Raw genomic sequence first — 14,777 nt, forward strand, 5'->3', positions numbered from 1 at the left:
GGTCCAGGGGCGGGCTGCTGCGGGGGCTTGCGGGGTGTCCGGTCAGAGCACGGCGTGCGGCTCCGGCGACGGGGCGGGGTGCTGCGAAAGGACCGGGGCGGTGAAGCGGACCGGCAGCGAGGCGAGGCCCTTGCTCCAGGGCGACTTGATCCACTCCAGGTCGGCCTGCGGGATGGCCAGTTCGAGGTCGGGCAGCCGGTGGCGGATCGTGTCCACGGCGGTACGGGTGATGAGCCGGGCCGGGTCCTGGGCGGGGCAGATGTGCGGGCCCGCGCCGAAGGCCAGGTGCGAGCGGTTGCCCACGACGGGGGTGCCGTCGTCCGGCAGGATCTGCGGGTCCGCGTTGGCGCCGGCCAGGCCGAGGATGAGCATGTCGCCGGTGCGGATGGACTGTCCGCCGAAGGTCATGTCGCGGGTGGCGTAGCGGGCGGGGAAGTTCTGGGTGGGCGGGAAGCGCCACAGGACCAGGTCGAGTGCGTCGTCCACGCTGAGGTGGCCGCCGGTCAGCGAGGACCGGAACTGCGGGTCGCAGAGCAGGATGCGCAGGGTGGTGGCGATCCAGTTGACGGTGGTCTGATTGCCCGCGACGAACATGACGACGAGGTTGTGCAGGACCTCTTCGTCGGTGAGCTGGGCCGGGTGGTGCAGCAGCGCCGATGTGATGTCGTTGCCGCGGCGGCGCCGCTTCTCCTCGATAAGCTGGAGCAGGATCGCGCCCATGCGCTTGCTGGCGTCGGCGGAGGCGCTGGTGGCGGCGACCGTTCCGGCGACGGCCTCCACCAGTTGCCGCCCGGTCAGGTCGTCCACGCCGAGCAGTGCGGTGATGACGCGCATCGGCAGCTTGCGGGCGTAATCGGCGACCAGGTCGGCCTCGCTGCGTTCCGCGAACGACACGATCACCTGCTCGGCCTCGGCCCGTACGGTGCGCCGCAGTTCGTGGCCGTTGATCCCGGCGAGCGCGGCGGAGACAGCGGCGCGCATCCTGCGGTGCTGCTGTCCGTCGGCGAACAGCAGGGCGGGACGCCAGCCGACCATGGGCAGGATCGGCGAGTCGGCGGGCACCCGGCCTTCCCGCAGCAGGCCCCAGCGGCGCGGGTCGTGCGAGAAGTCCTGCTCGTCGCGCGTCAGCTGGAGCAGCTCGCGGTGGCCGATGACGAGCCAGGCATCCACACCGGGGGCGATGGACACGGGCGCCACCGGCCCGTGGGCGCCGCGCAGTTGCTCGTACAGGGCGGACATGGCGTCGCCGTCGAGGTGCGGGCCGTAGAGCGCGGTCGTCGGCGCCGGGGCTCCGGCGACCGGGCAGCGGGTCGGCGGCAGCCCGGCCGCGGCGTGGGGCGAGGTCATGGGGTCTCCGTGGCGAGGTGGATGAGGTGCTTGACGAGGGCGATCAGCGCCCGGACCGAGGACGCGGGATCGCGTGCGTCGCAGGTCACCACGGGGGTGCCGGGGAGCAGGTCGAGGGCGGAGCGCAGGTCGTCCACGCTGTGCTGAGGGCTGCCGGGGAAGATGTTGACGGCCACCGCGAAGGGCAGTCCGAGGTCCTCCAGGTTGCCCAGGGCGTCGAAGGACGCCTCCAGGTCACGCGTGTCCACCAGGGCCAGCGCGCCGAGCGCGCCCTTGGCCAGGTCCCGCCACGCGGGCAGGAAGCGCTGCTGGCCGGGGGTGCCGAAGAGGTAGAGCACCAGCTCCCCGTCGATGGTCATCCGGCCGAAGTCCAGGGCCACGGTCGTGGTCGTCTTGCCGCCGGCCACGACGGTGTCCACCCGGGCGCCCGCCTGGGTCATGACGGCCTCGGTGGACAGGGGTTTGATCTCCGAGACGGTGCCGATCAGAGTGGTCTTGCCGACCCCGAGCGGTCCGACGACCAGGATCTTGGCGGCGCCCGCGACGCTGGAGGTCAGGTACTTCCCGGACCCGGGCCCGGACCCGGTGGCGGCCCCGGCGGAGTCGGGCGGTCGCGGGGCTCCGGGCGCGGGGGACGGCGCGTCAGAGGCGGCTTTCGAGACCATGGAGGACCTTTCTGAGCATGGTCACATCGGTGTATTCGGCCGGGGGCACCGGCGGGCGGGTCACGATGAGCCCCCATTCGAGGAGATCACAGAGCAACGCCTGGACGACCGAGGGAGGCTGGCCGATGTGGGCGGCCACCTCGGCAACCGAGAGGAGCCCCTGGCAGTGCGCCAGGATGGTCTGGTGCTCGGGCTGGAGCGACGCGGGGAACGCCGCGTCCGTCGCCATCACCAGGGACTCCCAGGCCAGCGCCTCGGTGTCGGCGGCCGCCCGCCCGCGAGTGATCACGTACGGGCGGATCGCCGAGGCCGTCGGCTCCTCCGGCCGGGGGTCCGTCATGACGCCGCGGTGGCCGGATCCCGCGGCTGGCTGCTCAGGTGCGAGCCGATCTTCACCACGAGCAGCTGCATCTGCTGGGCCACCAGGCCGACATCCGCCTGCAGGTCGGTGGCGACCCCCAGGTGCGCGCCGACACCGGCATGGGTGAACAGCACGAACCCATGGTCGGACTCCAGCATCAACTGCCGTACGCCCGCGCCGGAGCCGAACAGCAGCGAGGTCGTGGAGCGGCCCGTCATGGTCATCGCCGCGCAGGCCGCGGAGAGGGACTCGGCTTCGGCGACGCTCAGCTCGGACACCGGGCCCGAGAGGTTCTCGGCGGACGCGTGTCCGAGCCGCAGGCCGTCCTCGGACACCACCACGCTGTGCCGGACCCCGGGGATCTCGATCAGCGGGCGGAGCATCCAGCCCAGGTCGGGAAGGGGGGTGATGATTCCGGTCACTGCCGGCCTCCGTCATGCTCGTCAGGGGTGGGGGCTTGGGTCGGGGGGTGCGCCTCACGCGCCGCCGGCTGGTCCGCGTCGAGGGCCGCGCGGCCACGCAGCGATCCGGACACCACGCTGGCGATCGACGCGCGTGCCGCCTCCGGTGTCCAGGGGGTCGCGGGCGGGGCCGGAGGTGCCTGGTGGTGCTCCGGGACCGGCAGGCGGTGAGCGCCCGTGGCCGCCTGGCGGCGGTTGCGGCGCTTGGGCAGACCGGCCGGCGTCTCGCGCTCGGCAGGTGCGGCCGGTGCGCTCCGGACGGGCAACTCCGCCTGCTCGGCGGGGTCGTGCTGTTCGTGCGGCTCTTGCCGGGCGTGCCGGGCGTGCTGGGCCTCGGCGAACTCGGCCGGCGGTCCGCCGGGGGCCGTCGGCTGCCGTACGGGAATCGGGGCGGGCTCGGGCTCGGCGGGCTGCTGCGCCGCCTGGCCGCCGAGGCGGTGAGACCCCGTGAGCTGCGACGGGGGTTCGGTCAGCAGGCGGAACGGCACGAACGTCACGGCACGCGTGCCGCCGTAGGCCGACGCACCGCTCAGTTCGACGTTGAAGCCGAGTTCACGGCTCCAGCGGCCCACACAGGCCAGGCCCAGGCGCGGTACCGCGCCGAGCCGTGCCAGGTCCTGGTCGTCGCGGAGCTGGCCCATCGCCCGGTGCAGGACGTCCGGGGGCATCCCGAGTCCGGCGTCGTCGATCTCCAGGACCGCGCCGGCTCCCACCTCGCGGATGGTGACGACGACTTGGGAGCGGGAGGGCGAGAACACCGTGGCGTTCTCCAGGAGTTCGGCGATGGCGTGCATCAGCCCTTCGACCGCGGGCGGCACGGCGTACAGCGTCTGGCCGCCGTGCACCTCGATCCGGCTGTACTCCACGATCCGCGACTGTGCGCCGCGTACGCAGTCGTAGAGCGAGACGGGCCGTGTCTCCCTGCGGGCGGGCCAGATCCCGCACATCACGAGGAGCGTCTGGGCCTTGCGGGTCATCTGCGCCGCCGCGTGGTCGGCCTTCATCACCTCGCCCATGAGGTGCGGGTCGTCGATCGAGCGCTCGACCCGGTCGAGGACCTGCTGCTGCACGGTGGCCATCGCGTGCATGGTGCGGGCGACGGACTCGAAGGCGGCCTGCACCGAATCGCGCAGGCCGCGCTCGCGGCGCACCGCCTCGTCGGACCCGAGGGCGACGGCCACGGCGGACAGGGCCCGCGAGAACTCCTCGCCGGTCTCCGTCGGCGCCGCCAACGGTCCCGGAACGCCCTCCAGCCGCTGCCCGGCGCGTACGCGCTCGGCGATCGCCGGGAGCCGCACACCGGCGAGGTGCGCGACCTCGGCCTCGCGGGCCGCGGCCAGCCGTTCCTGGCGGGCCCGGTCGGCCCGCTCGGCGGACAACTGCCGGACGAGCACGAGGACCCAGGCCAGCAGCAGCACCGCGACGGCGGCGCAGCCGCCGGCCAGAACCTGCCGCCACTGGGCCGCGGCGTCCAGTGCGGCGAGCACCGCGCCCGCGATCGCGAGGATCACGGCCATCAGCCAGACCACGGCCTCGCGGCCCACGGACCCGCGCTTGAGTCGGCTCACCACGGCCTACTTGCCCCGGCAATCCTGCACACCTTCACCACGACGAACGAACCCTCCCCGAACGCACCGAACTCCCTTACGAATGGGGAGCGAGGCGATCTTAGGTCAACTCGGCGTTTTTTGGCTGGTCGTTGAGGAAGCCGGGCTTCCGGCACCCGGGTTCCTGCCGGGGCGTGGCCGGAATTACCTCGTGGCAAGGGGGCAGTGGGCGAGCAGAGCCGCCGGGTCGGCGGTGTGCGGGCGCGGGACGGTGCGGCCGGCCGGGGGCTGCGTGCCGCGGCCGGTCCAGGCCTCCATCGCCTCGAAAGCCGAGCGATGGCAGGGCACCAGGGGCCGCAGTCTGTCGGGGTAGGTGTCGACGAGCGAATCGACGTGCGTGCCGTCCTCGATGCGGTAGTAGCGGAACAGGCCGCCACGGCCGGCGTCGCGCACCATCTTCGCGTAGACGTCCGAGTCCTTGCTGATGGGCAACTGGACGTCGAGGGTGCCGTGCACGGTGATCAGCGGTTTGCCGATGCGTCCGGTCAGGGCGATCTTCCGTACGGCCTCGCGGACTTCCCGTGGCCGGGAGGCGTAGGAGTAGTCGGCGTCGCACGCCGGTGTTCCCGGTGCGCAGAAGGGAGTTCCGGCCTCGGTCGCGCCGTCGTATCCGGGGTCGAGCTCCTCGCGGTAGATCCGCTGGGTCAAGTCCCAGTAGACCTGGTGGTGGTAGGACCACAGGAACTCCGAACCGGCCGGGAAACCGGCGGCGAGCATCTCCTGATGTGCCTTGTCCGCTCCCTCACCACCTGCCGCGTACGTCGGATAGGCGCGCAGCGCGTGCGGCAGGAAGTCGAGCAGGTTCGGCCCCTCGGTCCGCCACAGCGTGCCTTCCCAGTCCACTCCCCCGTCGTAGAGCTCGGGATGGTTCTCCAGCTGCCAGCGCACCAGATAGCCGCCGTTCGACATGCCGGTGGCCAGCGTGCGGGCGGCGGGCCGGTGATAGCGCTGCTTGACCACGGTCTTCGCCGCGCGGGTGAGTTGGGTGACACGCTCGTTCCACTCGGCTATCGCGTCGCCCGGCCGGGCCCCGTCCCGGTGGAAGGCGGCGCCGGTGTTGCCCTTGTCGGTCGAGGCGAAGGCGTAGCCCCGGGAGAGCACCCAGTCGCCGATCGCCCGGTCGTTGGCGTACTGCTCACGGACCCCGGGGGTGCCCGCGACGACCAGGCCGCCGTTCCAGCGGTCGGGGAGGCGGATGACGAACTGCGCGTCGTGCTTCCAGCCGTGGTTGGTGTTGGTCGCCGAGCTGTCGGGGAAGTAGCCGTCGATCTGGATGCCGGGCACGCCGCGGGGTGTCGTGAGCCCGGCGGGGGTCAGTCCCGCGTAGTCCGCCGGGTCGGTGTGGCCCGAGGAGACCGTGCCCGCGGTGGTCAACTCGGCCAGGCAGGAGGCCCTTTGGTGTTCCGCGCCCGGCACCTTCAGCTTCGCCGACGACGTGCAGTGCCCGGCGCCGCCTTTGCCCGTGCTTGCTTCGGGCTGTCCGGCGGCGGCCGGGACCGCGGCGAGCGTGACGAGCAGCGCCGTCAGGGCGAGGGCGCCGCGGAACATGCGCGGCCTGCGGGGCATGCGTCTGGGCGGATCTACGGCGGGCACGGGTTCCTCCGGTGGGCGTGAGTGCGTACGGCGGCTGCGGGGAGCGGTGGTGGCGTCAGGGGCAGGTGCCGTCGGCGATGACGAAGTAGCCGGTCGGCGACTCCTTCAAGGTGTGCGTGACGGCGATGGTGTAGAGGCCCATGTTCTGGTTCGAGCCCTTGGCGTAGGTGTAGCCGCCGCTGGTGGTGGCACGTCCGGCCTGGACCTGCTGGTAGTTGTTCGCGGTCCAGCACTTGGCCGCGGCGCCCGTCGTGGAGGCGGTGACCCGGGAGGACCGGGCTCCTTCCGTCCCGTCCGTGTCACGGGCGGCCACGCTGTAGGTGAGGCTGGAGCCGGGGCTGAGGCCGGTGTCCGTGAACGGAGGGCCGGTCGGTGTGGCGACGCGGGTGCCGTCCCGGTACACGGCGTAGGAAGCGGCGTCGGGGACGCTGTTCCAGTTCAGGGTGACGGATGTGTCGGTCGTGCCGGTCGCGGCCAGACCACCCGGGGCGGGCAGTCCACCGGGGTCGGGAGTGGAGCCGTCCAGGCCGAAGAAGCCGGTGATCCAGTGGCTGGAGCAGATGGAGTCGATGAAATTCGCCGTCCCGGTCGCCCCGCACTGCGTCGCGCCCGTTCCCGGGTCGACCGGGGTGCCGTGGCCGATGGAGGGCACCCGGTCGACCTCCACCGCGACGGACCCGTCCGCCCCGAGGTACTGCTCCCTGCGGGTCGAGTCGGGGCCGATGGTGGAGGTGCGGTCCGGGCTCTGGTCGAGGCCGTGGACGGCCGTCCACTGGTCACGCAGTTCGTCGGCGTTCTTCTTGGCGACGGTGGGGTCGTTGTCCCCGTGCCAGATCGCCACCCTCGGCCAGGGGCCGGTGTAGCCGGGGTGGGCGTCACGTACGGCCCCCGCCCAGGCCGAGGGGGTCCGGTCGACGCCCGGGTTCATGCAGCTGTACGCGGACACGACGTCGGCGGCGCAGCCGTACGGGAGGCCCGCGACGACGGCGCCCGCCTTGAACACGTCGGGGTAGGCGGCGAGCATCACCGACGTCATGGCTCCGCCCGCGGAGAGGCCGGTTGCGTAGGTCCGTTCGGGGTCGGCGCCGTACGCGGTGGCGGCATGGCCGACCATCTGGCGGATCGAGGCGGCCTCGCCCTGGCCGCGCCGCGTGTCCCCGGCCTGGAACCAGTTGAAGCACTTGCTGCTGTTGTTGGCGGACGTCTGCTCGGGGAAGACGAGCAGGAAGCCGTGCTGGTCCGCGAACTTCGCCAGGCCCGCGTTGTCGGCGTAGAGCTGCGCGCTCTGGTTGCAGCCGTGCAGGGCCACCACCACGGCGGGGTCCGCCGCCAGGGTCGCCGGCCGGTACACGTACATGTTCAGGGTGCCGGGGTTGGCGCCGAAGTTGCCGACCTTCTCCAGGGTGACGGCCGCCTGCGCAGGGGACGCGGGGGCGATCACCGCCGCGGTCACGACCAGGCTCACCACCGCGGTCACGCGTCCCAGGGCCCGGCGCCACCTCCCCCTCGCCCTCCGTGGGGCGCAGGGATGTTGTCCTGCGGACGGCTGCGGGTCGAGGCGTCTCTCGTACGACGGCATGGGGGCTCCCGACGGAGGGCGGCGCGCTCTCCGGGACGGATCACGCGACCCCAGGGCTCGTCCGTGCCGCCTGCCGCGGCCCCGGACGCTGGGGTGCGGGCAACCGTAGGAGCCGGCGTGACCGGGGCAGAATGGCGGCGGACGCCACAAGGCCGTCAACTGCCGCTGGTGTCAGCCCTGTTGCCGCCCCAGCCGCTTCCGTGCTAAGGGCGTCGCCCTGACCTGGTGGCTGTGCAGGCCCTGGTTCAGTTCGCGCAGGACCGCCTCCAGCAGACTGCGTGTGCCGCCCAGGACGGAGTCCGTGCGCCCGTCGGGGGCGGGCGGACCGGAGCCGCCTCCACCGGTCGTGGCCCGCGGCGTCACAGGCCCGTGTCGGAGCTGTCGGCCAGGGCGAGCCCGCGGTGGATGCGCTCCGCCCAGTTGTCGACGGCCTTCCAGTCCCGGTGGTCGCCGTAACGACCGCCGCGTGTCCGGAAGGCCAGATGCCGCCACCCGGGCACGTGGTCGCGGTAGACGGCCCCCGCCAGCATCTGGTGCTCCCAGGGCCGGATGAGCGAGCGGATGCCCGGCAGTTGCCTGGGCTCGGCGCGGCGACGGCCTGGCCACCGGCCCGCGTGGGGCGGCACGCCGACGCTGTAGAGCCACGTGGGATGCGTGGCCAGCGTGCTGGGGTGGCTGCGGATGAAGTCGGTCGCCTGCGGGAGCCAGGCCCCGTTGTGCACCGCGCTGCCCAGCACGAACGCGTCGTAGCCACCCGTCTTCTGCTCGGCCAGCAGCGGCACGATGACTGTGATGTGCCCGCACTCCGCGAGCCGGGTCGAGAGGCGCTCGGCGATGCCATGGGTGGAGCCGTGCACCCCGGTGTATCCGACCAGGATGTTCATGCCGCGGCTCCTCTGCTCCCACTGCCAGTTGAAAACAGCACAGAAAGGTGGAACGCCGAGGTCTGGGGCTTCCGTCACCATAGATCCGGTCCAGAACGTCGAACAGGTGTCTACCGGCCACAGTGGTCCCCCGCACCGACCGGAAGTCGACGTGGCCATGGGAGGCCGTACGGCCAAGCCGTGACGCGGCAGTACGGCGATGCGGTGATGTCGGACCGCCGGGGGCACGCCGGAGCTGGTGGCCTGTGGGCGCGTGCGCCTCGTGGCCCGGCGGCCACGTTTGGCTCCGTCCCGCCCGGGAACTTTGCGTCTGCCCCACGACGGCATCTGCCCCACGACGGCACTGCCACCACGCAGTCCGCGCCGCTGCCGTCCGCCGGCCCCTGGCCGGCACCCGCTCCCGCCACGCCCCGATCGCCACGCGGAGGTGCGCACCATGTCCCTGCAGCAGACCATCACCGCCGGCGTCGACGGCTCACCCGGGAGCCTGGGCGCCGCCGGCTGGGCGGCCCACGAAGCCCTGCGCCGTGACCTGCCCCTCCACCTCGTCCACGCCAGCGCCCCGCCGCCCGAGCGCGGCCGTCTGCCGGAGATCGACGCCCCGTACGAGCGCGAGCGCGGCGCGCTCGGCCGCGCCGTCCTGCATCTGTCGAACACCCACCCCACCCTGCGGATCCTCGACGAGCAGGTCACCGGGTCGCCGGTGGGCGCGCTCCTCGCGGCGGGCAGCTCCTCGGCGCTGCTCGTGGTCGGCTCGCACGGCGCGGGCGCGATCACCGGGGCGCTGGCCGGCTCGGTCGCGCAGGCCGTCGCGGCGCGTGCCTCCTGCCCCACCGCTCTGGTGGGAGCGCGGCACCACACCGAGAACACCTACCGGGGTCCGATGGGCGACGCGGAGCACCCGGTCGTGCTCGGCATCGACCTGGCCCGCCCCGGCGACGAACTCCTGGAGTACGCCTTCGACGCGGCGGCCTCCCGCAAGGCTCCGCTCCACGTCGTGCACGTCTGGACCGCCCCCCTCGTCCCTTCGGCCGACGCCATCGACCCCATGCCGGAGAAGGTGCAGCAGCTGGCGGCCGAACTCGCGCCCTGGCGGCAGAAGTTCCCCCGGACGCAGGTCACCGACCGGCTCGTGCACGGTCTGGCGGGCCATCACTTGGTCAAGGCGGCCTCGACGGCCTGCCTGCTGGTCATCGGCCGCCGTGTCCCTGTCGGACCGCACCTCGGACGGACCGCGCACGCGGCGATCCACCACGCGAAATGCCCGGTCGTCGTCGTGCCGCACTACTGAGGGATCTTCCGCCGCGGGTGACTCACCCGCGGCGGAGGATGTCAGGGCCGCCGATTACCGCTGCGGTCACTGGATGGCTGAAGAAGACGCATGGGGCCCGGTGGCGTTCGTCACCCGGCGGGCGCGGAGTGTGCTTGGCATCGTGGACGAGGCGGCGGGCACGGTCGTCCGCGTGCTGGCGGGCGTGGTTCTCGATCGCATCGACCTGGACGCCCTCGTGTCCCGCGTCGACGTGAACCGGATCGCCGACCGGATCGACGTGGGGCGGATCGCCGAACGGGTCGACGTGAACAGCGTCGCGGACCGGGTCGACGTACGGCGGGTCGCCGACCGGGTGGACGTGGAGAGCATCGCGGACCGGATCGACGTGAACCGCGTGGCCGACCGCGTCGACGTGGACCGTGTCGCGGAGCGGGTCGACGCGGACCGGATCGCCGACCGGATCGATGTCGACCGGGTCGCGGGCCGGGTCGACGTCGACGCGGTGATCGTGCGGGTCGATCTGGTGGGGCTCACCCGTGACGTGCTGTCAGAGATAGATCTCGGGCGGGTCGTCCGCGACACCGGGGGCGGGATGGCCGCGGACACCGCCGACGCGGTGCGGCTGCTCGGCAGGCGCGGTGACCGGGGCGTCAACCGGTTCAGTGACCGGCTGCTCCGGCGTGCGGGGCCACCGCGGGTCCATGGCGCCGGGCCGCCACCGGAGCCCGAGCGGTGAGCGAGCCGCAGGCCGGGGGCGAGCCCGAGCACGCCGGGCTCGTCACGCGCGGGATCGCGGCGATCCTCGACGTGCTGGTCCTCGCCGCCGTCGGCCTCACGGTGCAGGCGGGCGCCGGATGTGTGCGTCTGCTGCTCCTCGGGCCCCCGTTCCGGTTCCCCGACCTCCCCGGCTGGCTCACCGGCCTCTCGGGCTGGACCCTGGCCGTCCTGTACTTCGGCTGCTCGTGGTCCGCCATCGGGCGCACGGCGGGGGACCACCTGATGGGGCTGCGCGTCACCGACCGCGCCGGGGCGCTGCTCGGGCTGCCCCGGTCCCTGGTGCGTGCGGCGCTGTGCGTGACGTTCCCGCTGGGGCTGTACTGGGTCCCGCTCAGCAGACGCCGCGCGTCCGTCCAGGACCTGCTGGTCGCCAGCGCAGTGCGCTACGACTGAAGTTGACGCCACCCGCCGGGCGGTGCGCGCCCTCACCCGTGCCGGGTGGGGGCCGCCTTCCGGGGCAGCATCGCGGCGGCGCCGAATCCGCCGACCCCGATGAGGGCGAGGACCACGAGGGCCACGGCGTACGGTCCCGCTGCCGGATCCGCGACGAGGATGGTGCCCGCGATGGCGGTGCCCACCGACGAGCCGAGGTTGGACACACTGCGCGAGAGCCCGGATATCTCGCCCTGCTGGTCCTCGGGGAAGGCCGACTGCACGACGTTGACCGAGGGCGTCAGCATCACCCCCGTCCCCAGCCCGATCAGCAGCAGCCCGGGGACGAAGTGCCAGGCGCTCGGCTCTCCGTGGGACATGGCGAGCAGCACCCCGATGCCGCAGACCGTCAGGGCGAACCCGGCCATCACGAGCGTGCGTTGCTCGCGCCGCTTCGCGAGGCGCGCGGCGCCGAGCGAGGACACGAGCAGTCCCATGGTGGAGGCGCTGAAGATCACGCCGGTGCTGATCGCGTCGTATCCGCGGACGACCTGGAGGTACGCGGCCACCACGAACGACACCCCCATGAGCATCAGCCACTGGGTGTGCTGGGTGATCAGACCGAGGTTGGAGGGGCGGTTATGGAACAGCGCGGTCCGCAACAGCGGCTGGGACCCGGCGCGTTCCTTGGCCCGTACCCAGCGGAAGAAGGCCACGAGGACCAGCGTGCCGACCAGCAGCAGGCCGCCCATCAGCCAGCCGTTCTCGTCGGCGGCGAGGATGCCCATGACGACGAGCACCAGACCGGTGGCCGAGAGCACCGCTCCCCCGGTGTCGAAGACACGCTCGGGGTCCGGCGGGAGCGGGTCGTCGATGCGGCGGGCCAGCACGATAATCACCGCGACCACCAGGGCCTGGAAGACGAAGGCCGCCCGCCAGCTGATCGCCGAGGTGATGAGCCCGCCGATCAGCGGCCCGGCGGCGGCGCCGATGCCGCCCATCGCCATGATCGTCCCGAAGGCGCGGGCGCGGTCGGTCATGCTGGTGAACAGGAGCGTGGTGAGGATGTAGACGGGCGGGATGAGCAGGGCGGTGCCGACGCCCTCCAGGATCGAGTTGCCCAGGATGAGGATGCCGAGGCCGGGCGACACAGCACTGAGGAGTGCGCCGACGCCGTACACGGTGAGGCCGACGAGGAGACAGCGCTTGCGGCCGTAACGGTCGGTCAGGATGCCGCCCGGAATCATCAGGGCCGCCATGACCAGCAAAAAGATCGTGATGGCGGTCTGCACGCCCTGCACCGTCGTGTCCAGGTCCTCGCTGATGTCCTGGATCATGACCGTCATGTTCGAGCCCGCGAAGCTGCAGACGAACTGCGCCAGGGCCAGCGGCGCAAGGACCTGACGTGCCCCGCGGCGTTTGTTCTGCCGGGCGTGTGCTCCTTCAGGGGTGGACGGCACGGTCATCGCCTCGCCTCCCGTTGCCTCCCGTTGACGGGTGCCTCCCGTTGGCGGGTCGGCGTCGGCCAGCCTCGTGGGCGGCCCGCCTCACGGCGTCACCCCCGGAGGGTGACGACCGGGGGCACGGGTCGGGGGCAACACTCAGGGCAACGCGGTGCAACCGGCACCCTCGGTACGGAGGTTCTGTCATGACCGCCTCGACGACCCAGCATCATCCGCCCAGCACCAAACAGACGGCGGCCGCCGGGCTGACCATCTTCGCGGGGGTGCTGTTGTTCCTCTCCGGGTCCCTGGACTTCTGCCGGGGTCTGATGGCCGTCCTGGAGGACGACATCTTCCTGCGCACCCCGGGTTACACCTTCGAGTTCGACCTGACGAGCTGGGGCTGGATCCACATGGCCATCGGCACCATCTCCGTGGTCGTCGCCTTCGGTCTGTTCGTGGCCGCGACCTGGGCCAGGATCACGGGCATCGGCATCACCTCGCTCATGATCATCGCCAGCTTCCTGTCCCTGCCCTACCACCCCATCTGGTCCATCACCCTGATCGCGATGGACGGGTTCATCATCTGGGCCCTGTGCGTGGTGGAGAAGGACACCGTCTACTGACCGGAGTGGCCCATGAGTGACGGACGGGCGCACCAGCGCGCCGGACAGAGGTGAGGGACCGGTGCGTGTGCGCGGGACGCCACCAGGGGTCAAGACCCTGCGGACCTACCGCAGGGAGTGGTTGCTCAAGGATGTGGTCGCGGGCATCGTGCTGAGCACGTTGCTCGTGCCACAGGGCATGGCGTACGCGGAGTTGGCCGGTCTGCCGCCCATCACCGGTCTCTACACCTCTGTGCTGTGCCTGCTCGCGTACGCCGTCGCGGGTCCCTCGCGCGTCCTGGTGCTCGGCCCCGACTCCTCCCTCGGCCCGATGATCGCCGCGACGGTCCTGCCGCTGCTCGCAGCGGACGGGGACAGCGGACGCGCGGTCGCGCTCGCCTCGGTGCTCGCCCTGATGGTCGGCGCGATCACGCTGCTCGCGGGGGTGGCGCGGCTCGGTTTCGTCGCCGACCTCATCTCCAGGCCCACCATGATCGGCTATATGAACGGCCTGGCCCTGACCATCCTCATCGGGCAGTTGCCGAAGCTGTTCGGCTTCTCCGTCGATGCCGACGGACTCATCGGCGAGGTGGAGGCCTTCGCCCGTGGGGTGGCGGAGGGGGCGACGGAGCCGGCCGCCCTCGCGGTCGGCGGCGGCTGCATCCTCGTCATCCTGCTGCTGCAGCGGCTGATGCCGAAGGTACCGGCCGTCCTCGTCATGGTCGTGCTGGCCATCGCCGTCTCCGTCGTCCTCGACCTGGACGAGCACGGCGTGAAGACCATCGGCAAGCTTCCCGAAGGGCTGCCCCCCTTCACGGTCCCGCACATCGGGTGGGACGACCTGGGCCCGCTGTTCGTCGGTGCGCTGGGCATCGCCCTGGTGTCCCTGGCCGACACCATCTCCAACGCGTCCGCCTTCGCGGCCCGTACCGGTCAGGAGGTGCGCGGCAACGACGAGATGATCGCGATCGGCACGGCGAACATGGCCGCGGGCCTGTTCCAGGGGTTCCCCGTGAGCACCAGCGGCTCCCGTACGGCGGTGGCCGAGCGGGCCGGGGCCAAGACACAGCTCACCGGGCTCGTCGGCGCGGGTCTCATCGTCCTCATGCTCGTGCTGCTGCCGGGACTCTTCCGCGATCTGCCGCAGCCCGCGCTCGCCGCCGTGGTCATCACGGCCTCGCTGTCGCTGGCCGACCTCGCGGGCACGAGGCGGCTGTGGCGTCAGCGCAAGGCGGAGTTCTGGCTCTGCATCGCGGCGTTCCTCGGGGTGGCGCTGCTGGGTGTCCTGCCGGGGATCGCGGTCGCGGTGGGCCTGTCCATCCTGAACGTCTTCCGGCGCGCGTGGTGGCCGTACAACACCATCCTCGGGCGGGTTTCCGGCCTGGAGGGCTACCACGACGTACGGTCGCACCCGACCGCCCGACGGCTGCCGGGCCTGGTGATCTTCCGCTTCGACGCCCCGCTGTTCTTCGCCAACGCCAAGTCGTTCCGCGAAGAGGTCCTGCGCTACGCCCATGCCGAACCGGCCACGCGGCGCGTGCTGATCGCCGCGGAACCGGTGACCGACGTGGACACCACCGCTGCGGATGTCCTGGAGGAGCTGGACTCGGCTCTGCGGGAGCTGGGCGTGGACCTGGTCTTCGCCGAGCTCAAGGACCCGGTACGGCGCAAGGTCGAGCGCTATGGCCTTGGCCGTACCTTCCACGCGTACCGCTTCTACCCCACCGTGGAAGCCGCCGTGGAGGCGTTCCGCACGGAGCACGGCACGGACTGGGCCCCGGCGGACCCGCCCGCCGACGACGAGAGCTGAT

The 14,777-nt window shown here is 72.2% G+C and carries 14 protein-coding genes; 5 read left to right on the plus strand and 9 right to left on the minus strand.

The features are described 5' to 3' along the window. Positions 1-42: 42 nt before the first annotated feature. The 8 genes from AB0I66_RS02715 to AB0I66_RS02750 form a co-directional block, all read right to left on the minus strand. Positions 43-1,347 (minus strand): cytochrome P450, encoded by a 1,305-nt coding sequence (locus AB0I66_RS02715; RefSeq protein ID WP_363205853.1) that lies wholly within the window; start codon positions 1,345-1,347, stop codon positions 43-45. Further along, complete coding sequence (locus AB0I66_RS02720; RefSeq protein WP_363205854.1) at positions 1,344-2,012, minus strand: ATP/GTP-binding protein; 669 nt, start codon at positions 2,010-2,012, stop codon at positions 1,344-1,346. Before AB0I66_RS02720 ends, AB0I66_RS02715 begins: the two co-directional genes overlap by 4 nt. Beyond that, the gene (locus AB0I66_RS02725) at positions 1,990-2,352 is read right to left on the minus strand and encodes a DUF742 domain-containing protein (protein ID WP_363205855.1); all 363 of its coding nucleotides are present in this window, start codon (positions 2,350-2,352) and stop codon (positions 1,990-1,992) included. The genes AB0I66_RS02720 and AB0I66_RS02725 overlap by 23 nt, the downstream gene beginning before the upstream one ends. Further along, on the minus strand, positions 2,349-2,795 hold the full coding sequence (locus AB0I66_RS02730) for a roadblock/LC7 domain-containing protein (RefSeq protein ID WP_363205856.1): 447 nt from the start codon (positions 2,793-2,795) through the stop codon (positions 2,349-2,351). Before AB0I66_RS02730 ends, AB0I66_RS02725 begins: the two co-directional genes overlap by 4 nt. Next, positions 2,792-4,351: an ATP-binding protein gene (locus AB0I66_RS02735; protein WP_363206658.1), complete on the minus strand. Its 1,560-nt coding sequence runs from the start codon at positions 4,349-4,351 to the stop codon at positions 2,792-2,794. The genes AB0I66_RS02730 and AB0I66_RS02735 overlap by 4 nt, the downstream gene beginning before the upstream one ends. Before the next feature lie 234 nt (positions 4,352-4,585). Further along, the gene (locus AB0I66_RS02740; protein WP_363206659.1) at positions 4,586-6,007 is read right to left on the minus strand and encodes a 3-hydroxybutyrate oligomer hydrolase family protein; all 1,422 of its coding nucleotides are present in this window, start codon (positions 6,005-6,007) and stop codon (positions 4,586-4,588) included. A gap of 82 nt (positions 6,008-6,089) precedes the next feature. Beyond that, positions 6,090-7,613, minus strand: coding sequence for a PHB depolymerase family esterase (locus tag AB0I66_RS02745; protein WP_363205857.1), 1,524 nt, complete (start codon positions 7,611-7,613; stop codon positions 6,090-6,092). Between the two features lie 359 nt (positions 7,614-7,972). Continuing rightward, a complete protein-coding gene (locus AB0I66_RS02750) occupies positions 7,973-8,497 on the minus strand; it encodes a flavodoxin domain-containing protein (RefSeq protein ID WP_363205858.1) in 525 nt (174 codons plus the stop codon). A gap of 436 nt (positions 8,498-8,933) precedes the next feature. On the opposite strand from AB0I66_RS02750, the gene AB0I66_RS02755 reads away from it, so the two are divergent. From AB0I66_RS02755 to AB0I66_RS02765, 3 genes are all read left to right on the plus strand, one after another. After that, entirely contained in the window at positions 8,934-9,788 is an 855-nt protein-coding gene (locus AB0I66_RS02755; RefSeq protein WP_363205859.1) for a universal stress protein, read from the plus strand. 73 nt (positions 9,789-9,861) lie between these two features. Then, positions 9,862-10,506 carry a hypothetical protein gene (locus AB0I66_RS02760; protein ID WP_363205860.1) on the plus strand — a complete coding sequence of 215 codons (645 nt, stop codon included), beginning with the start codon at positions 9,862-9,864 and terminating at the stop codon, positions 10,504-10,506. Then, on the plus strand, positions 10,503-10,940 hold the full coding sequence (locus AB0I66_RS02765) for an RDD family protein (RefSeq protein WP_363205861.1): 438 nt from the start codon (positions 10,503-10,505) through the stop codon (positions 10,938-10,940). The genes AB0I66_RS02760 and AB0I66_RS02765 overlap by 4 nt, the downstream gene beginning before the upstream one ends. Positions 10,941-10,972: 32 nt before the next feature. Here AB0I66_RS02765 and AB0I66_RS02770 read toward each other — a convergent pair whose 3' ends face one another. Further along, positions 10,973-12,385 carry an MFS transporter gene (locus AB0I66_RS02770; RefSeq protein WP_363205862.1) on the minus strand — a complete coding sequence of 471 codons (1,413 nt, stop codon included), beginning with the start codon at positions 12,383-12,385 and terminating at the stop codon, positions 10,973-10,975. Between the two features lie 182 nt (positions 12,386-12,567). On the opposite strand from AB0I66_RS02770, the gene AB0I66_RS02775 reads away from it, so the two are divergent. Further along, positions 12,568-12,987 (plus strand): hypothetical protein, encoded by a 420-nt coding sequence (locus tag AB0I66_RS02775; protein WP_363205863.1) that lies wholly within the window; start codon positions 12,568-12,570, stop codon positions 12,985-12,987. Positions 12,988-13,054: 67 nt separating this feature from the next. Then, on the plus strand, positions 13,055-14,776 hold the full coding sequence (gene sulP / locus AB0I66_RS02780) for a sulfate permease (protein WP_363206660.1): 1,722 nt from the start codon (positions 13,055-13,057) through the stop codon (positions 14,774-14,776). The last annotated feature ends 1 nt before the right edge of the window (position 14,777 follow it).

The organism is Streptomyces sp. NPDC050439, assembly GCF_040655335.1.
In the GTDB taxonomy this organism is placed as follows: Bacteria; Actinomycetota; Actinomycetes; order Streptomycetales; family Streptomycetaceae; genus Streptomyces.